The sequence below is a fragment of the Polynucleobacter sp. MWH-UH35A genome (assembly GCF_018687075.1).
Lineage (GTDB): Bacteria > Pseudomonadota > Gammaproteobacteria > Burkholderiales > Burkholderiaceae > Polynucleobacter.
This window is the reverse complement of the sequence record NZ_CP061285.1, coordinates 1,923,339-1,943,274: the sequence shown is the minus strand read 5'-3', so window position 1 is coordinate 1,943,274 and position 19,936 is coordinate 1,923,339. Positions and strand designations below refer to the sequence as shown.

31 protein-coding genes, 1 tRNA gene and 1 riboswitch are annotated in these 19,936 nt (G+C 44.7%); of the genes, 21 read left to right on the top strand and 11 right to left on the bottom strand.

Annotation, left to right across the window (positions count from 1 at the left end; genetic code table 11):
- Positions 1 to 2: 2 nt before the first annotated feature.
- The 16 genes from ICV36_RS10135 to ICV36_RS10060 all read left to right on the top strand — a co-directional run bounded on the left by ICV36_RS10135 (position 3) and on the right by ICV36_RS10060 (position 7,747).
- Positions 3 to 680, top strand: a complete 678-nt coding sequence (locus ICV36_RS10135; protein ID WP_215400546.1) for a response regulator — start codon at positions 3 to 5, stop codon at positions 678 to 680.
- A gap of 113 nt (positions 681 to 793) precedes the next feature.
- Positions 794 to 869 (top strand) — tRNA-Phe (locus ICV36_RS10130).
- Positions 870 to 969: 100 nt separating this feature from the next.
- Positions 970 to 1,323: a hypothetical protein gene (locus tag ICV36_RS10125; protein ID WP_215400545.1), complete on the top strand. Its 354-nt coding sequence runs from the start codon at positions 970 to 972 to the stop codon at positions 1,321 to 1,323.
- Positions 1,324 to 1,407: 84 nt separating this feature from the next.
- Complete coding sequence (gene pal / locus ICV36_RS10120; RefSeq protein ID WP_215400544.1) at positions 1,408 to 1,899, top strand: peptidoglycan-associated lipoprotein Pal; 492 nt, start codon at positions 1,408 to 1,410, stop codon at positions 1,897 to 1,899.
- A gap of 14 nt (positions 1,900 to 1,913) precedes the next feature.
- Positions 1,914 to 2,435 (top strand): hypothetical protein, encoded by a 522-nt coding sequence (locus tag ICV36_RS10115; RefSeq protein ID WP_215400543.1) that lies wholly within the window; start codon positions 1,914 to 1,916, stop codon positions 2,433 to 2,435.
- A gap of 11 nt (positions 2,436 to 2,446) precedes the next feature.
- Positions 2,447 to 2,752, top strand: coding sequence for a hypothetical protein (locus tag ICV36_RS10110; RefSeq protein ID WP_215400542.1), 306 nt, complete (start codon positions 2,447 to 2,449; stop codon positions 2,750 to 2,752).
- Between the two features lie 184 nt (positions 2,753 to 2,936).
- Positions 2,937 to 3,341, top strand: a complete 405-nt coding sequence (locus ICV36_RS10105; RefSeq protein WP_215400541.1) for a hypothetical protein — start codon at positions 2,937 to 2,939, stop codon at positions 3,339 to 3,341.
- A gap of 8 nt (positions 3,342 to 3,349) precedes the next feature.
- Positions 3,350 to 3,880 carry a hypothetical protein gene (locus ICV36_RS10100; protein WP_215400540.1) on the top strand — a complete coding sequence of 177 codons (531 nt, stop codon included), beginning with the start codon at positions 3,350 to 3,352 and terminating at the stop codon, positions 3,878 to 3,880.
- A 161-nt stretch (positions 3,881 to 4,041) separates the two neighbouring features.
- Positions 4,042 to 4,320 (top strand): BrnT family toxin, encoded by a 279-nt coding sequence (locus ICV36_RS10095; protein WP_215400539.1) that lies wholly within the window; start codon positions 4,042 to 4,044, stop codon positions 4,318 to 4,320.
- Positions 4,321 to 4,331: 11 nt separating this feature from the next.
- Positions 4,332 to 4,541 carry a BrnA antitoxin family protein gene (locus ICV36_RS10090; RefSeq protein ID WP_068949841.1) on the top strand — a complete coding sequence of 70 codons (210 nt, stop codon included), beginning with the start codon at positions 4,332 to 4,334 and terminating at the stop codon, positions 4,539 to 4,541.
- A gap of 102 nt (positions 4,542 to 4,643) precedes the next feature.
- The gene (locus tag ICV36_RS10085; protein WP_215400538.1) at positions 4,644 to 5,003 is read left to right on the top strand and encodes a DMT family protein; all 360 of its coding nucleotides are present in this window, start codon (positions 4,644 to 4,646) and stop codon (positions 5,001 to 5,003) included.
- Between the two features lie 68 nt (positions 5,004 to 5,071).
- Positions 5,072 to 5,755, top strand: coding sequence for a haloacid dehalogenase type II (locus tag ICV36_RS10080; RefSeq protein ID WP_215400537.1), 684 nt, complete (start codon positions 5,072 to 5,074; stop codon positions 5,753 to 5,755).
- 10 nt (positions 5,756 to 5,765) lie between these two features.
- A complete protein-coding gene (locus tag ICV36_RS10075; protein WP_215400536.1) occupies positions 5,766 to 6,164 on the top strand; it encodes an MAPEG family protein in 399 nt (132 codons plus the stop codon).
- Between the two features lie 55 nt (positions 6,165 to 6,219).
- Entirely contained in the window at positions 6,220 to 6,372 is a 153-nt protein-coding gene (locus ICV36_RS10070; protein ID WP_215400535.1) for a hypothetical protein, read from the top strand.
- A 35-nt stretch (positions 6,373 to 6,407) separates the two neighbouring features.
- Complete coding sequence (locus ICV36_RS10065) at positions 6,408 to 7,142, top strand: sulfite exporter TauE/SafE family protein (protein WP_215400534.1); 735 nt, start codon at positions 6,408 to 6,410, stop codon at positions 7,140 to 7,142.
- Positions 7,143 to 7,287: 145 nt separating this feature from the next.
- A riboswitch (glycine riboswitch) is annotated at positions 7,288 to 7,391 on the top strand.
- A 164-nt stretch (positions 7,392 to 7,555) separates the two neighbouring features.
- Complete coding sequence (locus ICV36_RS10060; protein ID WP_215400533.1) at positions 7,556 to 7,747, top strand: hypothetical protein; 192 nt, start codon at positions 7,556 to 7,558, stop codon at positions 7,745 to 7,747.
- Between the two features lie 44 nt (positions 7,748 to 7,791).
- Here ICV36_RS10060 and ICV36_RS10055 read toward each other — a convergent pair whose 3' ends face one another.
- Genes ICV36_RS10055 through ICV36_RS10040 form a run of 4 tightly spaced genes read right to left on the bottom strand, consistent with a single transcriptional unit; the run spans position 7,792 to position 10,158 of the window.
- Entirely contained in the window at positions 7,792 to 8,562 is a 771-nt protein-coding gene (locus ICV36_RS10055) for a MipA/OmpV family protein (protein WP_215400532.1), read from the bottom strand.
- 29 nt (positions 8,563 to 8,591) lie between these two features.
- A complete protein-coding gene (locus ICV36_RS10050; protein ID WP_215400531.1) occupies positions 8,592 to 9,236 on the bottom strand; it encodes a histidine phosphatase family protein in 645 nt (214 codons plus the stop codon).
- A gap of 21 nt (positions 9,237 to 9,257) precedes the next feature.
- On the bottom strand, positions 9,258 to 9,692 hold the full coding sequence (locus tag ICV36_RS10045; protein WP_371743202.1) for a GNAT family N-acetyltransferase: 435 nt from the start codon (positions 9,690 to 9,692) through the stop codon (positions 9,258 to 9,260).
- Positions 9,655 to 10,158 (bottom strand): MOSC domain-containing protein, encoded by a 504-nt coding sequence (locus tag ICV36_RS10040; RefSeq protein ID WP_251375017.1) that lies wholly within the window; start codon positions 10,156 to 10,158, stop codon positions 9,655 to 9,657. Before ICV36_RS10040 ends, ICV36_RS10045 begins: the two co-directional genes overlap by 38 nt.
- Before the next feature lie 74 nt (positions 10,159 to 10,232).
- Between ICV36_RS10040 and ICV36_RS10035 the strand changes: the two genes are divergently transcribed.
- The 3 genes from ICV36_RS10035 (at position 10,233) to ICV36_RS10025 (ending at position 11,676) form a co-directional block, all read left to right on the top strand.
- Positions 10,233 to 11,108, top strand: a complete 876-nt coding sequence (locus ICV36_RS10035) for a DMT family transporter (RefSeq protein ID WP_215400530.1) — start codon at positions 10,233 to 10,235, stop codon at positions 11,106 to 11,108.
- A gap of 66 nt (positions 11,109 to 11,174) precedes the next feature.
- Positions 11,175 to 11,408 (top strand): DUF2798 domain-containing protein, encoded by a 234-nt coding sequence (locus ICV36_RS10030; protein WP_251375015.1) that lies wholly within the window; start codon positions 11,175 to 11,177, stop codon positions 11,406 to 11,408.
- Between the two features lie 22 nt (positions 11,409 to 11,430).
- A complete protein-coding gene (locus ICV36_RS10025) occupies positions 11,431 to 11,676 on the top strand; it encodes a hypothetical protein (RefSeq protein ID WP_215400529.1) in 246 nt (81 codons plus the stop codon).
- Between the two features lie 13 nt (positions 11,677 to 11,689).
- Here ICV36_RS10025 and ICV36_RS10020 read toward each other — a convergent pair whose 3' ends face one another.
- The 6 genes from ICV36_RS10020 to can all read right to left on the bottom strand — a co-directional run bounded on the left by ICV36_RS10020 (position 11,690) and on the right by can (position 18,133).
- The gene (locus ICV36_RS10020) at positions 11,690 to 13,318 is read right to left on the bottom strand and encodes a peptide chain release factor 3 (protein WP_215401637.1); all 1,629 of its coding nucleotides are present in this window, start codon (positions 13,316 to 13,318) and stop codon (positions 11,690 to 11,692) included.
- Positions 13,319 to 13,374: 56 nt separating this feature from the next.
- A complete protein-coding gene (locus tag ICV36_RS10015) occupies positions 13,375 to 14,112 on the bottom strand; it encodes a pseudouridine synthase (protein WP_215401636.1) in 738 nt (245 codons plus the stop codon).
- A 248-nt stretch (positions 14,113 to 14,360) separates the two neighbouring features.
- Positions 14,361 to 15,779 (bottom strand): serine/threonine-protein kinase, encoded by a 1,419-nt coding sequence (locus ICV36_RS10010; protein ID WP_215400528.1) that lies wholly within the window; start codon positions 15,777 to 15,779, stop codon positions 14,361 to 14,363.
- Between the two features lie 3 nt (positions 15,780 to 15,782).
- A complete protein-coding gene (locus tag ICV36_RS10005) occupies positions 15,783 to 16,535 on the bottom strand; it encodes a metallophosphoesterase (protein ID WP_215400527.1) in 753 nt (250 codons plus the stop codon).
- Positions 16,536 to 16,560: 25 nt separating this feature from the next.
- On the bottom strand, positions 16,561 to 17,460 hold the full coding sequence (locus tag ICV36_RS10000; protein ID WP_215400526.1) for a lipid A biosynthesis acyltransferase: 900 nt from the start codon (positions 17,458 to 17,460) through the stop codon (positions 16,561 to 16,563).
- 1 nt (position 17,461) lies between these two features.
- Positions 17,462 to 18,133 carry a carbonate dehydratase gene (gene can, locus ICV36_RS09995; RefSeq protein WP_215400525.1) on the bottom strand — a complete coding sequence of 224 codons (672 nt, stop codon included), beginning with the start codon at positions 18,131 to 18,133 and terminating at the stop codon, positions 17,462 to 17,464.
- A 22-nt stretch (positions 18,134 to 18,155) separates the two neighbouring features.
- Between can and ICV36_RS09990 the strand changes: the two genes are divergently transcribed.
- On the top strand, positions 18,156 to 18,458 hold the full coding sequence (locus ICV36_RS09990; RefSeq protein ID WP_215400524.1) for a DUF167 domain-containing protein: 303 nt from the start codon (positions 18,156 to 18,158) through the stop codon (positions 18,456 to 18,458).
- Positions 18,459 to 18,467: 9 nt separating this feature from the next.
- On the opposite strand, the gene ICV36_RS09985 is transcribed toward ICV36_RS09990, so the two are convergent.
- Positions 18,468 to 19,364 (bottom strand): aspartyl/asparaginyl beta-hydroxylase domain-containing protein, encoded by an 897-nt coding sequence (locus ICV36_RS09985; protein ID WP_215401635.1) that lies wholly within the window; start codon positions 19,362 to 19,364, stop codon positions 18,468 to 18,470.
- Between the two features lie 157 nt (positions 19,365 to 19,521).
- Here ICV36_RS09985 and ICV36_RS09980 point away from each other — a divergent pair, with 157 nt between their 5' ends.
- Positions 19,522 to 19,887 (top strand): hypothetical protein, encoded by a 366-nt coding sequence (locus tag ICV36_RS09980; protein WP_215400523.1) that lies wholly within the window; start codon positions 19,522 to 19,524, stop codon positions 19,885 to 19,887.
- The last annotated feature ends 49 nt before the right edge of the window (positions 19,888 to 19,936 follow it).

Genomic DNA, 19,936 nt, shown 5'->3' with positions numbered 1-19,936 from the left:
GAATGGCTAGTATTTTGGTTGTTGATGATGAGATGGGAATTCGTGAGCTTCTCAATGAGATCCTTACGGATGAAGGCCATACTGTTTACTCTGCAGAGAGCGCTATTCAGGCGCGCACTATTCGCGAACAAATGCGTCCAGACCTTGTCTTGTTGGATATCTGGATGCCAGACACAGACGGCATTACGTTACTAAAAGAATGGTCCAACACAGGACAGCTCACCATGCCCGTAGTGATGATGTCTGGTCACGCCACTATTGATACGGCGGTTGAGGCAACCCGTATCGGCGCACTAAATTTTTTAGAAAAGCCAATTGCTTTACAAAAGCTTTTGAAGACAGTTAGTAAGGCTTTGGAGAGTTCTCCAAAACATGTTGAGCCCGAGCAAGAGCGAGCCGTTCAAGCAAGTGCTGTGGCGGCCCCTAAGCAGGTAGCGGCGGAGCCGGCGCAAACTCCCCCCGAAGGTGAGTACATCAGCGGTATTGCAAAAACTTACTTTGATTTACCCTTAAGAGAGGCGCGAGATTTGTTTGAGAAGGCGTATTTCGAACATCAAATGCAAATCATGGGTGGCAGCATGACGAAGATTTCAGAGTACACGGGTCTTGAAAGAACCCATTTGTATCGCAAACTCAAAGCCTTGGGTATTGACACCTCCCGAAACAAAGGCGAAAGCTAGGCCGAGGCACAATAAGGCTGTGTACCCTGCAGATTTAGTAAAACCCACTATTAAGGGGTGCCCTAGGGAAATTTGATGAAACCTTAAGCCAATTCGTTATAATCCCAAGTCTTGGCCTGGTAGCTCAGTCGGTAGAGCAGAGGATTGAAAATCCTTGTGTCGGTGGTTCGATTCCGCCCCGGGCCACCAAGAATCACAATAGCCCACTTGTTGGGCTATTTTTATTTCCCCCTCTTATTGAGTGTCGTTTGAAACGACAAATGCGCTAATCGGGTATAGAATTTCACCCATGTTGCTTCGTAGCAAAACGCTCGTTCTATTGACATGCCTCTTTTTAATTGCATTTAAGGCGGCGGCTGGAAGTATTTTTATTCAAGCCGCAATAGAGCGTGCAGAACTCGCTGGAAGTTACAGTAATTCTTCCGCCTCACAACAGGCGTATAACAGCTCTGAATCGGCAGATGACAAAGAGCAGGTTCATACCATGTATCTGATGAGCCACGTAACTGCAAACATCAGTGATGTTGGGGTAGCCATTTTTCTTTCGCCAATGACCAAGCAAAAATTTGTTCTGGCAAACGAAGCATCTTTTACCCAAAACTTTCCCGATTCAGCATTTAAACCTCCCAAATTTATAGCCTAACTTTTCTTGGGTGGGACATGCTTTAGTGGCATGCCCCTTTGCTATTTGGCTACCAGAACGTAGCCATATTTGGGAAATTTCATCATGTTTAAATTTATAAAAGTATTGCCATTGGCATTACTGGTTTTATTTGTTTCGGCTTGTAGTAGCGTTAAATTAGATGACGCTAATGGTGTCGCCACTGTCAATGCTGGCGGCCTCTCCACTTACGATCCTATTAGCGATCCGAAGTCTAGCGTTTATGGGAAGCGCTCAATCTATTTCGAGTTTGATAGCTACACCGTAGATCCAAAATACGTTTCAACTATATCCGCACACGCCGCATATTTAAAAGCATTTCAAAAGCAAAAAGCATCAATCATTATTCAAGGCAACACGGATGACCGTGGAACTGCTGAGTACAACCTAGCCTTAGGCCAAAGGCGATCTGAGGCCGTGAAGAAAGCACTTCTCGCTCAAGGTGTCAGTGAGTCTCAGTTAGAGGCAGTGAGTTTTGGCAAGGAAAGGCCGGCCAATCCAGCTCAGACAGAAGCGGCATTTAAAGAAAATCGCCGTGCTGATTTTGTCTATCAATAACCAAAGGGTGCCCAATGAAAAATATATATAAATTCAGTTTGGTGGGAATCATTTTCCTGAGTGGATGCGCAACAAATGTTGCTCCCAATAATCCGGTACAAGTTGCCAAGGCCGCAGCGCCAATGATGGCTTTGCCACCTGATCACTCAGGATCGGTTGCTAAGAGGTTAAATGATTGCATCATCCGTAGCAATCAAAGTGCCGATGCCTTATTGGTTGACAGTCAGGTTATTGCTGTGACAAGGAACAACTCTCATGCGAAAGCCCTTTTTAGTTCTGCAGATAAATTGACAGACGAGCAATCTAAGGCGCTAACGAACTATTTAGCTGAAGCAAATTCTTGTCGGCCAATTGCTTTAGAGGGCTTAAGTCCTGAAAAGAAAGCAATCTACGAGGATTTCTTTAAGAGGATTGATGGCGTGTATGCCGATCTTATATCTAGGAAGATCACGATTGGTGTTGCCAATCAGGAGAGACAATTGCTTATTCAGGATGCGCATATAAAGAAGCTGGCACTTCAATCTAAAAAGAATTAATGAGGTTCGCTATGGCTAGATATAAATTCGTATGTCGCTCCTGCAAATTTGAATGTATTAGTGGTATCGGCAAAGAGGTTGGGCTTCACTCCTCGAGGGTGAGCATGGTCTGTAAAGCTTGCTCAACGATTGATACTTATACGGTTGCTCATCCAGGAAGTATTAATACTGAAATTAATATGGCACCTGCCTGTACCAGTTGTCACTCCACCAATCATCTTTCTGTGTGGGATGGGCTTACTTGTCCCCACTGCAATATGACGATGAGGGCCCTGGGCGGTGATGTAGATGCTGAGAGGCCATTTAAATATTGGTAATCGAGGGTAAACGCCCATATGGAGCCCATAAATAGGTGTTAGATTGAGACCTAAAATTCTGTGCCTGGATTGTTATTGGCTGGAGGAGATACCAAAACCACCTTCGGGTGGTTTTTTCATTAGAGCGTGCAAAAGCTTATAAAATCATGAATCCTTAATAAGCTGCGTGTAAAAAGGTTCAAATATGAAAAGCCTCATCGTTTTATTGTTCCCTTTATTGCTTGCTGCCTGCGTGGGAACAACCCCTGTTGGCGAGCCAATGTCTAAAAGCAATCTGACATCAGGTCAGGTGAGTCTTACCCTAAAGAAAAATATCACCACCCAAGCTGAAGTGGTTGAAACTTTTGGCGCACCTAACTTGGTTACACAGAATGCAGACGGAGAAGAGGTTTGGACTTATCAAAAGAATGCCACCGTTTCAAATGCCGCTTCTAACTCTTCATACGCCACAATCATATTGCTAGGCGGCTCAAGTAAGTCATCTGGTTTTGAGCAATCAAGCAGAACAATGACCTTAATAATCAAGTTTAAGGATATTAAGGGCGTGAAGACGGTTGTTGATTTCTCTTCTAGATCATCTTCCTTCTAATACGAAAAATGAAAAGACTAATTCTTGCGTTATTTCTTGGCGCCCTATCGCTTTCAGCTTGCGTTCAGCAAGCGGTAAAGCCTCAAAAGACTTCTTTAGAAATTCAGGCTTATCAAGCTAAGGTATTTGAGGCCGACAAGAAAACCACTTTTAATTCTGTGATGTCAGTCCTTCAAGATTTGGGATACATCATTGGTTCAGCTAGTTTAGATACTGGCTTTATTACTGCTGTATCGCCGAATAAGCAAATAGATTCTCCAATTGCCCAATTTGCGCGATTGATCGGCTCTATGAATATGGAAGGCAGAACAGCTGTCACCGTTTCTATCGAAGAGATCTCACCCAAAAAGACAAGAGTTAGATTAAATCTTGTGGATAGCCAAACTAAAACACTGCAATACGGTCAAAAAGCAACAGATGACACCCCGATTGATGATCCAAAAGTTTATGAAAGTGCTTTTGACAAGATTGGTGAAGCCATTTTCATTCGTCAGGCTCAGAACACCACACCAACCCAGCCTACTAAATCAGCCAAGTAACGAATACACTAGGGCGGGGCCACCAAGAATCAACAAACCACCTTCGGGTGGTTTTTTCATTTGATCTGGGCAAACTCGTTAAGATTGCCTTATGCCCAACCCATCTAATTTTTTTGTCGGGCGGATTTGCTTGCCCCATTTAATATATGTACAATGTACATATGACTTCACTTAGATTTGAATGGGAACCTCGAAAAGCTTCTGCCAATCTTAAAAAACATGGCGTTTCCTTTGAAGAGGCTAAATCAGTTTTTTATGACGAAAGTGCTAAGTTAATTTCCGACCCCGATCACTCTGAAGATGAAGACAGATTTATCTTGCTAGGAGTAAGCCATTCTCTTCGCATGATTTTGGTATGTCATTGTTATCGAAGTGAGGGTAATGTTATTAGGATTATTTCGGCTCGTAAGGCAACCCCTAAAGAGTCAAAAGCTTATTAAAGGTGATGAATATGCGCAAAGAATATGATTTCTCAAAAGCTCGTAAAAACCCATATGCTTCTATGCTTAAGAAGCCCATTACGATTAGATTAGATGAGGATTCAGTGAGCTATTTCAAATCTGTATCAGAAGAGGTGGGAATTCCTTACCAAAGCCTCATTAATCTCTATTTGAGAGATTGTGCCGCTTCTCATAAAAAATTAAATCTTAGCTGGAAGTAGTCTAGATGTAGGATCAGAAGCTCCTGTGGCCGCCAAGTAATGCCAAAACCACCTTCGGGTGGCTTTTTGTTAGAGAGTCAGCAAACTCGTTAAGATTGGTCCATGCCTAATCTATCTAATTTCTCTGGGCCAATGTCATTTATCGGTCTTTTGGTGCTCTCCAATGTCTTTATGACTTTTGCTTGGTATGCCCATTTAAAAAATTTATCGTCCAAGCCTTGGTGGATTGCCGTCTTTGCGAGCTGGGCCATAGCTTTGCTTGAGTATGTTTTTCAAGTGCCCGCTAATCGAATTGGCTTTCAATATTTTTCATTGGGCCAACTGAAGATTGCACAAGAGGTCATTACGCTTAGTGTGTTTGTGCCATTTGCAGTGTTTTATATGGACGAACCATTTAAGACTGATTACATTTGGGCGGGATTTTGCTTGCTCGGAGCAGTCTACTTTATGTTCAGGAACTGAAGACCGGGAATTCCTGGCCCAAATTTAAGAAGGGCGTTGAAAAAACAAATCTAGAAAGTAGGAATAGCATGTACAAACTTATTGCTTTTGATGCCTATGGAACATTGTTTGATGTTTATTCCATGGGCCAGTTAGCGGAAGAATTATTTCCGGGCCATGGTCAAGCATTTGCGCTGATGTGGCGTGATCGCCAGATTGAATACACCCGCCTAGTGACCATGAGCGATCCCAATCCCAGTGGCAGCAAGTACTACCTGCCATTTTGGGAATTAACTATTCGCTCATTACGCTATGTTTGCAAGCGTATGGGGCTCGATCTCACTGCAGAATATGAGCAGCGATTGATGAATCAGTACGCCAAACTCACTGGCTTTGAAGATAGCCTATATGTATTGAAGACAATTAAAGCCAAGGGAATCTCTACAGCAATTTTGTCCAATGGCAGTAGAGAAATGCTGGCAACAGTCGTCGAGAGTAATGGACTAAGACCTTACTTGGACAAGGTAGTCACCATTGAAGATGTGCGCTTATTCAAAACTGCACCTCAAGCGTATGAACTTTTATTAAAAACATTTCCTGTAAGCAAGGAAGAGATCTTGTTTGTGTCAAGCAATGCTTGGGATGCATTGGCTGCTAAATGGTTTGGGTTCGATGTGTTTTGGGTGAATCGTCTTGCACATCCCTTCGAGGAGATTGGTGAAAAACCAAACTATGAAGGAAATTCTTTGAGTAAAGTACTAGAAGTAATTTAAGGGGAAAAGAATGTTGCTTATCACTTCAATAATCGCTGCTTTACTAACAATCATCTTTATTAAACTCTCTTTTGCCGTTATTGGTTTAAGAAGAAAGAACAAGGTTGGCCTGGGGAGTGGGGGCCATGAAGATCTCGAAAGGGCTATTCGTGCTCAAGGAAACTTTGCGGAATATGTCCCTTTTGGGCTCATCTTGATTGCTTGCTTAGAGCTCAATGGCGCACCCGCTTGGTTGGTGCTCATTCCTGGCATCACACTGATTATTGGGCGCCTGATTCACGCTAAAGGAATTAATGAGCCGCCACCCAATTTTAGTAAGCGTGTATTGGGTATGAAAATTACTTTTTTCACTCTCATTGCTTTGGTTGCCTTAAATCTATTTTGGGTTGCATATGGGCTGCTCGGCTAGTTTTCTAACTAGATTGTGTAAAAATCAAAAGCAATCACTTTTTGGGTAAAAGCAAATGAAAAAAATACTGTTAAGCGTCTTATTGGCTTTTTCTATCTTGGGTCTTAGCGGCTGCCTTGCAAGCACCTACTCCCCAGTTGGGGTTAACTGCGATTACAGTCAAGGCAAGCCTTTGTGGGAGATGCCTTTAGATTGTCAGGGGCGTTAATAGCCTCGCTCAAAATTGATCCGAGATGAATAAACTTGCTTGATCTTCTTCTTCAAGCCTTTGTTTTGGGCTTGCTGGGTTTAGGTGCTGGTGTTTTGGGCGGTGTTATTGGCTTTGGCACCACCATCCTATTAATGCCCGCCCTGGTGTATTTTTATGGGCCCATTCAGGCTATTCCAGTTATTGCTTTAGTCGCCACAGTAGCAAATCTCTCTCGCATTTTTTTGTGGTGGAGCGTCATTGAGTGGCGCGTATGTTTTGTCTACAGTCTCACTGCCATTCCATTTACGGTGCTGGGCGTCAATACTTTAGTGCAGCTTGACGAGCGTTTAATTGAGATCACCCTAGGCATATTTTTAATCTTATTAATTCCGGTTCGTCGCCGGATGCGCAATAAGAATTTTTATTTAAAGCTTTGGCAGATGGGATTGGTAGGCGCTGTAATTGGTTATTTGACCGGAATCGTTGCCACAACGGGCGCTATCAATACACCATTTTTCCTGGCGTATGGCTTAACAAAGGGCGCTTTCTTGGGCACAGAGGCTGCCAGCACGTTATCGATTTTATTTACCAAGGGCATTACCTTTCATCAGTTAGGCTTTCTGAATGAGACCGCCTTTATTCAAGGACTTTTGATTGGAGCTTGCGTTTTGGCTGGCTCCATCTTTTCTAAAAAAATTGTTTTAGCGTTGCCCGAAAAGAAGTTCTTATTGCTTATGGAATTGGTAATGCTGATCTCAGGCCTCGCTATTCTCGCAATGTCTTTTTAAGGGCATATCGGTATAAATCATTAGTTTGATATTAGTGTCATGCGGTTATAATTTTTATAAGCAGGAGAGTGAGGGTCTACCCTCCACCGAAGGCGCAAACTCCCATGAACGCTCAGGTATCCACCAGGAAGGTACTGCTTATCCTAAACAGCCGTCTGGAGAGACACCATCTTTATGGTGCACCGAAGGAGCAAGTCCTAAGCTAGGCTTAGGGTGAATCTCTCAGGTATCAAGGACAGGGGGAGCGGCATCCATCAGCATAGACCTATGTCCGTGATGGGCTGCTTTGGGAGAGTTTCATGTCAATTCTGGTCGAATAGCTCGCTAATTTTTATTGCGCTGCCACTGCAGTGTGAATTCATTTATATCTCCCAAAGTGAAATCATTTTGGGGCTAACTATTTAAGGTAATACATGACAAACAAATTTGTTGAAGAGGCTCCATATCATCCTGGCTATGAAGATGCTGGTTTTAAGGGTGCCGTCTCACCCCTTGCGGCAGAGATCGATCGTTTTAGAAAAAGTAATTCACGTTATCTAAGCTTCGCTGATGTGATCGTAGACTTTTGTGTATCAGATCAAAATAAACTGCATCCCGCTAAGTAGTTGAGAACAGCATAAGCCACCTGAGGGTGGCTTATTTATTTTACCTATTTAAAGCGATAAGCTAGCGCCATAAAAATATTGTCTTGAAATGAGCGATTCATGACGGGGCTATTGTTGATGCCGCTGCCCATCCACTTGCGCTTGCCGTATACGTTGATGTACCAGTTATCTACAACTGGAATTTCTATCATTAGGCCTGCTAAAAGATTGTTTGTGGCTGGCGCACTATAGGCTGCATAGCCTGTTAGGCTGGACTCCCCAGGGCTAATGCCATAGTAATAATTGGCATACTGACTGGATTGCCGCTCAATCCCTATTTGGGGGTAGATAACGACTTTCTTATACGTTTCAATTTCGGCAAAGTATAGAAATTCATAAAGAGCTCCTTTGGATTTTCCAAAGTCGTGATACGCATTTACAAAAAAACCGCCGATGGGTGTTTCTTGAAAAGTTCCAAAACCCAGGGGAATTGGATCGCTTCGGTTAATTGAGTTGCCATTAATAGAAGACTTTACTTTGTAAGTGTCTAAATTAATTTTGCCGATAACTTCAAAATAGCCATAGCCCATCTTAAAAGTCTTAATACCCACTTCATCAATTCGAGCAAAAAAGCGTTGGTAGTCAAAAAAGGCATAGGGCAAAGGAAGAGATTGCGTCCCTTCGGTGCCGATATGTAAGTTAGAGGTGTAAACAGCCGCACCGATGTCTCCAACAATGCGATCTGGAAGCGCATCGGGAACGTCAGTCATTGCATGGACAGGATTGCAGGTGAGAGATGCAATGAACAGCGCCATTGCGAAAAGAATCAGTTTCATGGGCATATCATAGCCCCCTAACCTTTAATTTAGAGATCTAGGTTATCTAGGGCCAAATCGTCCAGGTGGCTTGTGTCGGCCCATGCATCCACTTTCCATGCAAGCCCATCGTGACTGATCCAGTTTAGTGAGGCATTAGGCACCGCCACGACCTTTGCGGCATCTAGGGGTTGATTGCTGGCGATCCTGTACATCATGTCTAATGCACCACCATGACTTACCAACAAAATGGTTTTGCCTAAGTGTTGCGTCCGAATTTGCTCCAGAGCGAATTGAATGCGATCTGCAAATAACTGAATACTTTCACCATCACGTAATTTCTCGTGAATATTTCTGCTGAGATGAGATTTCCAGAGTGCTGGCTCTTGAATAGGGGCCTCATCAGTAGTGAGCCCTTGCAGTGCGCCAAGATGACGCTCCCTAAGTAAATTATTCTCTATCGCAGTGGTATTAAATAATTCTTCAATCGCTTGAGCGGTTTTTGCTGCACGCTGTAGATCGCTGGTATATAAAACATCAAATTGAAGATTCATCTTTTTGAGTGCGTGCGCCATTTGCTTCGCTTGAGTAACACCTCTGGCATTTAAGTTGATGTCGGTGTGGCCCTGAAGGCGGCGTTCGGCATTCCAGTCGGTCTCGCCGTGCCGAACCAAACAAAATCGAGTGATAGTCATGCAGCAATGATAAAGACTTAATTATTTCTTCAGAGTCCAAGCGCGCGGGTTGTGCTCAAAGCCAATGTGCTCATAGTATTCATTGGCTTTGGGTGCTGCTAAAAGCACAATCATGCATTCCGGCTCAAGTCGATTTTTGGTTTCTTCGATCAGCTGCTTGCCAATCCCCGAGCGTTGATATTGTTGGTCAACCGCTAAATCTGCAAGATACGCTACATAAGCAAAGTCAGTAAGTGTGCGAGAAATTCCAACCAACTTCTTATCGTCCCAGGCGGTCACGGTAAGGTTTGCATTTTTGAGCATAGCCTCAAAGATTTGGATGCTATGAATGGGGCGTCGCTCTCCAAGAGTGGAGCGTGTGTAGAGGTCTATGGCTTGCTCTGCTGTTATGGTCGCATCATCGCAGTAATGAATCATGTCATTGCTCACATTCAAGTTGTAGTTTGTCACCAACATGAAGCGTTCCAGAGTTGAGCACTTCGGCCCGAATACCGCCCCGTCCTTCAAATGCATCCATGAAGCTAGGTTTATTAAGTAGTTGGGCAGGCCTCTCGCACGGAGTGCAAAGCTCTGTTCCCCGAAGCCGTATGCTGCCCAGCTGAAATTGCAGGCCTACTAGACTATTCAAATCGGCAGCAGTAATTCCTTCAAGCAAGATATTGCGGCGTGTTTCGGCGGCGTCAAAAGTAGGCTCATCACCCGCCTTTAGCCAATCATTAGCGGTCTCAATGCCAGAGAGGGCAATCAAGCTGATATGGCGAACCTTGATGGGCTCAACCGCCGAATATGCGCCTTTGCCCAATGCATAACGATCACCTTCAATGCCCAAGTCGGCATGGACTCTTGCGTGAGTAATGGCTTGCATCTGCTCACCCCCGGAGGGTGCAATATAGATGGCTTGAATAAATGCGTTTAGTTTCATAGGAAGTGCTTACATAATACAGCCCACATCTTGAAGATTGTTAATACAATCAATTCAACAATAGATAAAGGGTGATGGTGAATAGAGAAAGTAAAGGCATGCTGATTGGCTTTATCGGCATCCTCATTTTTAGCTTAACGCTGCCAGTGAGTAAGATTGCCGTCTTAAGCTTTAACCCCTATTTCATTGCCTTTGGTAGAGCAACTTTGGCAGGATTGGTTGCTCTGGCTTATCTTGTTTATAAAAAAGAGCCCATACCTAGCAAAGTTGATTTTGTGAAATTTGTAGTCATAGCGCTTGGAGTAGTATTTGGCTTTCCTATTTTTACTACCGTAGCAATGGCTCATGGCTCCTCTTCCCATGGCGCAGTGATTTTGGGAATGATGCCGCTGGCTACAACGGTGATTGGCGTGCTGAGATTTAAAGAGCGCCCCTCATTGGGTTTCTGGCTGGTATCAATACTGGGCGCTGGTTTAGTTGTTTTATATGCCTTGTTGAAGAACTCTGGAAGCTTTACGTTCATTGACGGCCTTTTAGTCCTTGGCGGAATCAGTGCATGCATAGGGTATGTAGAAGGGGGCGAGCTCTCTAGAAAGATGAATCCTCGGGCCGTGATTTCTTGGGCATTGGTGATTTCTTTGCCCTTAAATAGTTTGATGGCTTGGTTAACTTATAGCCCAGAGTACATAGATGCTGGAGGGGTAGCTTGGACAAGCTTTATTTATTTGAGCTTATTCCCAATGTTTCTTGGCTTCTTCTTTTGGTACGAAGGGCTTGCGATTGGCGGTATTGCAAGGGTGAGTCAGGTGCAATTGATACAACCCTTTTGTACGCTAGTGGCAGCCAGTATTTTGCTTGGGGATTCACTCACGATGATGAATTTAATCTTTGCCGTATTGGTTGTGTCTACAGTCATTCTTGGCAAGAGAATGTTAGTAAAAAGAGTCTAGTTTTTAATTGCACAACAACTTAAATTATGGCGTTCAGCCATGAAGCATTCCTGGAGTAATTGAATCATGAATTTACCAAGCCTTATTTTTGCGTTAGTGATGGGTTGTCTCATGTCTTTGAGTATTACGCTGGCCACGACACTTGTGCGCGTTGGTCTGGCGCAAAATTTCTTTTGGGTATGGCTTGAAGTTTGGCTGGTAGCTTACCCTGTGGCTATTGTATGCATTCTGATTTACAGGCCGTTTGCTAGCAAAGTTACCGCCAAGATTTTGGAAGCGCTTAGCTCCCAAAATCACTAAATTAATAACGAAAGATTTTCAAATGAACGCATTGATGAAATCTACCATCTTGAGCATATGTTCTGTATTTATATTGGGCGCTTGTGCTGCGGTCTATACAGATGCATCAGATTCAAACCACGTTACTTTTTTGAATAGCAGTGGTGAATCTATACAACAGTTAACCCAGAAGGCGAGTGATTATTGTGCGCAGTATGGCAAAGTTGCCGTATTCAGAAGCAGTGATACTCAATTAGTTGCAGTCTTTGATTGCAGGGCAGCTCGCTAATGAACTAAAGCAATCAGCCCGCTAAATCGGACTGATAAATTAAGCCAGCATGCTCTCTGAGGGCGTGGAATTGAATGGATTCCCAACGTTGTTGGGCAACATCTAACTCAGATTTGTGGGATGCCAAGAAAACAGAGGCGCCCACAACGTCCTCAGCCATGCGGTGAATATTTTCTTGGGTAAATTTTTTCAGCGCCACAGGATCATCTGAGCTAACCCAGCGGGCTAGACTATAGCGGGCAGGTAAAAGGCGCACCTCTGCGCCATATTCAGTCTGCAGGCGATGGCTGACTACTTCAAATTGAAGCTGGCCGAACGCGCCAAGTAGCATGGTCCCACCGGCCATTGGCCGGAAGACCTGAATGGCCCCCTCTTCGCCGAGTTGCATCAGACCGGTGCGTAGTTGTTTTGAGCGCAGCGGATCAGCAGACTCAACCATGCGGAAAATTTCCGGGGCAAAAAATGGCAGCCCAGTAAATTGCAGTTGCTCGCCCTCGGTCAGTGTGTCACCTAGGCGTAGAAGACCATGATTTGGTAGACCAATGATGTCACCCGGAAATGCCTCATCCAAAATATCGCGTCTTTGTGACAAGAAGGAGAGTGCGTTATTGGTGCGAACTTCTTTGCCATTGCGACAAATCTTTAATTTCATGCCACGCTGAAAGTGACCCGAGCAGATGCGTAAAAATGCAACACGGTCACGATGCGCTGGATCCATATTGGCTTGAATTTTGAAGACTACTGCTGAGAATTTATTTTCTGCAGGACTGACTTCTCGCTGTAAAGCTTTGCGTGATCCTGGTGAAGGTGCAAGCTCAACCAATGTATTAAGAATCTCACGCACACCAAAGTTGTTGATGGCTGAGCCAAAGAAGACCGGCGACTGACGTCCGGCTAAGAAAGCCTCAAGATCAAATGCAGGCATGGCTTCTTTTATTAACGCCACTTCAGCAAGGGCATTTTCTAGGTCGGTGCCAAGACGTTCTTTTAGGGCCGGATCATTGACATCAACCACAGCATGAGAATCTTCGGTAACTCGGTCTTCGCCTGCTTTGAACATGCGCATACGAGAGTTGGCAATATCAATCACGCCGGCAAAGGACTTGCCCATGCCCACGGGCCAGGTAAAAGGAACTACTTCAATGCCAAGCGCCGTCTCAATCTCATCCATCAACTCCATTGGCGCCTTTACTTCGCGGTCCATTTTGTTGATGAAAGTCACAATAGGTGTGTTGCGAGCGCGACACACTTCGAGTAAGCGCAAGGTTTGAGATTCAACACCATTGGCGGCATCGATCACCATGAGTGCAGAATCAACGGCTGTTAAAACGCGATAGGTATCTTCAGAAAAGTCTTGGTGACCCGGCGTATCCAGCAAGTTAATGATGCAATCACGATATTCCATCTGCATCACCGAGCTTGCTACAGAGATGCCACGCTGCTTTTCAATTTCCATCCAGTCTGAAGTTGCGTGACGACTTGCTTTACGAGCTTTAACGCTTCCTGCAATTTGAATAGCTCCTGCGTAAAGCAATAATTTTTCTGTAAGCGTCGTTTTGCCTGCATCTGGGTGGGAGATGATGGCAAAGCTGCGACGTCTCAGTACTTCTGCGCCTGGAGTGCTGGAGTTTGGAGTTTCGATGGTAATTCTGCGTTGATTAGTCTAGGTTTGGACGCAATTATAAGCGTGCAAACTCTTTAGAACTGCTCTTCAGGTCTTACATAACGCCACTGACCTGGAGGCAATGGTCCCAAGGAGATGCGGCCCATTCTCACGCGTTTGAGTCCCAAAACTTTTAGCCCCACCATCTCACACATCCGGCGAATTTGCCGCTTGCGCCCTTCACGCAGCACAAAGCGAAGTTGTTCTTCGTTTTGCCAACTTACTTGAGCAGGCTTGAGTTCTACTCCATCAAGGGAGAGACCATGTCGCAGCCGATCTAAATCTTCGAATGAAAGAAAGCCTTCAACGCGTACTAAATATTCTTTTTCAATAGGGCTATTTTCGCCGATTAATAATTTGGCAATACGGCCGTCTTGAGTGAGAACCAGCATACCCGTAGAGTCAATATCTAGCCTCCCCGCAGGTGCAAGACCTTTGGTATTAAAGCGAGGGCTTCTGCCTTTGTCTAGAGGGCTGGCAAAGTAATTTTCAGGCGTGATCAAAGAAGCTGCTGGTTGGTATTCCTGTTCATCGTCATAGTGAGAGATGTAGCCAACAGGTTTGTTGAGGATGACGGTAACACGTGATGCTTGTTGTGCTTTTGCTCCTGATTGCAACTCAATTTTTTGATGACGGAAGGCGCGCGTTCCTAACTCGTTCGCTACCTCGCCATCAACGGTTACCAAACCTTGCTCAATATAAGAGTCTGCCTCGCGACGTGAGCAAAGACCAAGCTCGGAGAGTAATTTTGAGACTCGTACTTTTTCTTCCATGCTTGCATTATCAAGCATGAAGGAGTCCAAATAGGATCGGGGGTCTATCTAACTACAGCGCTTGTTGATTTGCTAGCGCGTTACTTCATAAAGGGGGCGCGAATGGCCACTACTTTAAAAAAGCCGCCATTCTATAAAATCCTTTATTTTCAGATACTTGCAGCGTTATTTCTTGGTATTTTATTAGACCAAGAACTAGACTTATCTTGGATCAAGAGTAAGACAAAATGCGCTGAGTGAGCTAAGACTTAAGTCCGCACAATATGCACGCTACAGGGGGCCTCTTCGACAATCTTGGTCATAGAGGTTCTCCAAGGTGTTACCTTGTTGGGTAACTTATGTGAGGCTCCAATCAAAATGAGAGATGCATCATTGTCTTTGGCGAACTCAACAATCCGTGAGGCAGGATCCATAGCCTCCAGTACGTGATAAGAAATTCTTTCTGGCGGTAGCTTAAGTGGTTTCGCCCAATCCATCAGCTGCACCAAATGGCCACGCACAATTCCGCTGGCAGTTTCATTTTCTTGGTTGCCCTCAAAGGTGGGCGTGCTGCTAATCGTACTTATACAAACCAGACGACTTTCGGGGTAAGCCTGCAATAAATTTTTTGCTGTGATTTGCATGCGTTCACGCAGATCTTCATCTGACTGGCGTGTATCAATCGCAGCAATCATGAGGGGGGCGTCAAAGTTGCCCATACTCGGACGCGGACTTGGGGAGGGCTCGTAGCCTGCAGCCTTGAACATGCCTTTAAGGTTTTGCCAAAAGCTGGGCGGCTCAACTCGGTCGGCACGCTCAGTGAGAGTGACACCCTCAGGATCTCTTAATACTTGTCGTAGGCGTGCAGCGCTTTGATAGCGGTCTGCGGCCCTTGGCTCTAAGCATCTGAGTACAACTTCTTGTAGCCACCGCGGAATCTCGCGGCGAATGGCGCGCAGGGGGAATGGCTCGGCCCACATACGCCTGCGAAGTCCACTCATCGTTTGGGGGTTGCCAAATGGTAGCTCGCCAGTAAGCAATTCATACATGATCGCGCCAATAGAGAAAATATCACTACGTGAATCAGATCGAATGCCGGCAACCTGCTCTGGAGAGATGTATGGAGCAGATCCAACGCCTTTGCGCATTTCTTCTGCTAGCAGGTCTGGATATCGCGCATGATGCGACAAACCAAAATCAATGATTGTTAGTTTGCCTTTGTCATCGATCAAAATATTTTCAGGCTTGATGTCTAAATGGATGGCATCTTGCGAGTGCAAAGATTGCACCGCTTGCGCTAGGTCTGCCCCAATACGCACCACCTCATCAATCGTAAATACTTTGCCTTCTTTAATGTAGTCTTCTAGTGGGCGACCTTCAACCCTTTCCATTGCAATATATGGGCGTGTAGCCATATTGCCCGAGCCTAAATATTTAGGAACATAAGGGCTCTTTAAGGAGCGTAAGATCGTCAGTTCGGTTTCAAAGCCGATCAAACTTTCTACAGGCTGGTCTCTGCCAACGCGAGGTATCTTGAGCAGAATAGGTACTTCAATGCCCTCTTTAGTTGCTGAGAAGAGGCTGGCCATTCCGCCGCGATGAACTTCTTTGCCCAAGACAAAGCCATCAACCACTTTGCCTTCTTGAAATATATCGTCTACGGCTTCAATATCAGTATTAATTGCCATCGATTATTTGCCAGTGATGAGACGGTTTGCAAGGTCTTCTGGCAGCCCAGCGCGACGGACTTTATCTGCCGCAGTAAAGTGATCGTAAGCTACGCGATGAAATGTAAGAACCTCAGTCTCGGGTTCAAATACTGCAAAGCACGCTTCAGGATTGCCATCTCTGGGCTGACCCAGTGAGCCTACAACACCTACCCATTGGCGATGATGCAGTACTGGAATCTCATCACCAGGATGCGGCGCAAAACGAATAAGTTTTCCAACAGCGCTTTGATAAAAAAGGGCTTGTTCATGAGCATGACCAACAAAGGTGTAGCTCTTGCCAGAGTTTTGTACACAGCGCCAGGCACTCATGCTATCGGTAATGTAATTCCAGTCAGATGGATTGTGTGCGGAAGCATGTACAAAACAGATTTTTTCTTCTTGCACCATGAGGGGTAAATTTTTAAGAAAATCAACATGACTATTTTTTAATTGAGATTTAGTCCACTCAATAGCAGCGTTAGCGCTAGCATTCATTTGGTCGCGACTGTCTTTGAAAACAGCTTCATCGTGATTGCCAAGAACAGCAATCGCTTTTTTATCCCCTACCAAGGTGGCGATGCGATCAATAATCGCCACGGGATCGGCGTTATAGCCTACGAGATCACCTAAGAAAACCATGCGGCTTACACCAAGTTCTTCAGCGCGCGCCATGCATGCCTCAAAAGCCTCTAAATTGCTATGGAGATCGGCAAAGAGCCCAATACGTTCAGTCATCTTCTAATGATAGGACAAATGCCCTTCATTTAGAAGGGTTATAGGGGTTCGGCTCGCTGTCAGGGCGGTTTTTGAAGCGTTTATGGACCCAGTAGTACTCAGCTGGTCGAAGTCGGATTTCAGCCTCAAAGTATTGATTTAGGCGAGCAGTGTCTGACTTGGAGTCTGGCCCAGGGAAGTTTTGTAATGGAGCGCCAATCTCACAAAGATAGCCAGATTCATCGGCTTTTAACGTGGTGGTCATCATGCAAACATCAGCGCCAGTAATTTTGGCTAGACGGGAAATGGTGGTGATGGTGTTTGTTTGAATCCCAAAAAAGGGAACAAATTCAGAATCCTTGAGACCTAGATCAATGTCAGGCGCAATGATGATGAAGTCGCCGTTGCGAATTTCTCGAATGATTGCTTTGGCGTTGCCCTGTCGATCGATGGAGTTGCCGCCAAAACGATTGCGCCAGTCCACAATCTTTTTGTTGAAGAATGGATTTTTCATTCGTTGAAAAAATCCTGAGGTACGTGGCCAATGTTTTTCTCTAGCTAAGGCACTCAAAATGATGCTGCCCTCGATGCCTGTGAAGTGCATATTGACTAAGATGCGTGGCTTTTTGCTGGAGAGATCTACGGCGGATTTCACTTCGATCATATTGCTTAGCTGTTTTGCGCTACCGCACCAAATAATGCTTTTCTCAACTAGACTGCGCCCAAGTAATCGCCAATGCTCCTTCGCCAGATCATCAATTTCATTTGGGCTTAACTTGGGAAAGCAGAGCCGCAAGTTTGTTTTGACCACTCGATTTCTATCGCCAGGAATATAGGCAGCAAGGCATCCAAGTCCGTAACCAATGACTACTAACAGCCTATAAGGCAAGAGGGCGAGCAGTCTGAGTAGAGCGACGCCTACTTGATTGGAAATGGATTTGAGCAAATTAGTTTTGCTCTGATTCGTAACGTTTTACAGATTTGGTATAGCGCTCAGTCATTTCTTCAATAGAGCTGCTCGACATGCCTAAATCATTTACCAAGCCGGTTTCGAGGCGATAAGCCCAGCCATGTACTGTTAGATCTTGCCCGCGTGCCCATGCGTCTTGCACAATCGTTGTTTCGCATACGTTAACAACTTGCTCAATCACATTGAGCTCGCACAGACGATCTTGGCGTTTAGGGGTGGGAATGATATCGCCCAAATAACGCTCATGTTTTTGATGTACGTCTTTGACATGACGCAACCAGTTATCTGCTAGACCAACACGCTTATCAGTTAGCGCAGCATGTACGCCAGAGCACCCATAGTGACCAACCACCAATATGTGCTTAACTTTTAGAACGTCAATAGCAAATTGAATAACCGAAAGGCAATTTAAATCAGTATGTACGACTACATTGGCAACATTTCGATGAACAAATAATTCGCCAGGGAGGAGATTCACAATTTCATTGGCTGGCACTCGGCTATCAGAGCAGCCAATCCAAAGATATTCAGGTGCTTGCTGAGAAACAAGGCGCTTAAAAAAGTTTGCATCTTCTGCCACCATGCTCTCGGCCCAAGCGCGATTGTTGGCAAATAGTTGTTCTAAAGCTTGAGAGTTCTTGATTGACATAGTTTCAGTTTAAAGTACTTTGATGACACCTATTTGGTTAAAACAAACCCCCGCCGGAATCATCTTAAATTTGCATTGCCAACCAGGGGCAAAGGTAACAAAAGTTGTAGGCCTTCATGATGGTTGCCTAAAGATTTCCCTGCAGGCGCCGGCCCTTGAAAATAAGGCCAATGAGCTTTTATTGGCTTGGCTTTCAAAGCAACTCAAGGTGCCTCAAAAACAGATTCAATTTGTTTCTGGCCAAAATAGCCGCAAGAAAAGAGTGGAGATTTGGGGGTCAATTAGCCCCGAACAAATTGTTCTGTTGCTCAGCCCACAAAACTAAGGCGTGGGTTTACCAGAAAAGAGCCCACAAAATACCCAAAATGAGAACCCATTTGCCCACGTAGTAGACAGAGCGATGTTTCGCTTTGAGTTTTTTAGCTTGCGCACGAAGTTGGTAAAAATACGTAAACAGTACATTTACAAAACCTACTTTTTCGCCCTCCACATTTTGGGATGAGGCGGCGCTCATGACATATCTTCCAAACCAGCGATTAAATAGCTCAACAACCTTGGTGTGAACAGGACGCTCCACATCACAAAATAAAATGATTCTTTGTTGATCTGTTTCGTTGGCAGCAAAATGAATATAAGTCTCATCAAACATAACCGCTTCGCCATCTTTCCAGAAGTAACGCTCCCCATCCACATCAATAAAGCATTTTGGGTCGTTCGGTGTCATGAGGCCAATGTGATAGCGCAAGGAGCCTGCATAGGGGTCGCGATGACGCACCAGAGTTGCCCCAGGGGGCAATGAGGCGAACATGGCAGCCTTAACGGAGGGGATGGATTTAAGCAGTGCAACCGTTTTAGGGCACTTTGCTTGGGCGGATGGCACTTCTTTGCCATACCAGCAGAGGTGAAAACGCTTCCAGCCAGTGCGAAAGAAAGAGTTAAAGCCAATATCGTTATATCCAGTGGCTGCCGCAATTGAGCCGCCTTCTTGCAAAGAAAGCGCTTCCTGACGAATAATTTCCCAGTTATCTTGAATCGGTTTCATCTCAGGAAATTGATTGACTGGAATAAAGGCGCCAGGCTTTACTTTTGAAAACAAATACAAAAGAGCATTTACGGGCGCCAAAAGCACTTGGTAATCGGTAAGGGATCTAACAACCCCAAAGCGAACTTTTCCTCTGAAATAAACATAGACCGCTGATGCTACAAAAATAAAAAATACGATGTGGCGAATTTCCATGGGTTTTGTCTAAGTGAGGTAATTCTAGTTATTTTAATTTGTCTGTCACCGCTAAATAGACTATTTCTTCCATTAGGATGCTCATATACTGCTGAAAGAAAATATCAGCACCCGCTAAGGGTTTGTGTGTAGATTTATCAAGGAAATTCTGATGAATAGCTTTATAAAGTGGCTCTTAAGCCTTGTTTTAATTGGGTTAGTGGGTATTTCGGTCTATACATGGGGAATGCTAACTTGGAGCTATGGCAGTGGTGAGCGGGCAGGATATGTACAGAAATTCTCCAATCGTGGGTATATATGCAAAACCTGGGAAGGGGAATTGGCGATGGTTTCTATGCCGGGCACGATGTCTGAAAAATTCCTCTTTACGGTGCGAGATGATGCTCTAGCGCAAAAAATAAATGCTAATTTAGGCAAAAAAGTTGCCTTAAAGTACGAGCAACACATTGGCCTACCAACAACTTGTTTTGGCGATACTGAGTATTTTGTTTCTGACATCACCGTTTTGGATGAGTAATTTGTAGTCGTAGTAAAAAATTGCTGTAACGCAACTTTATTTTTGTAAT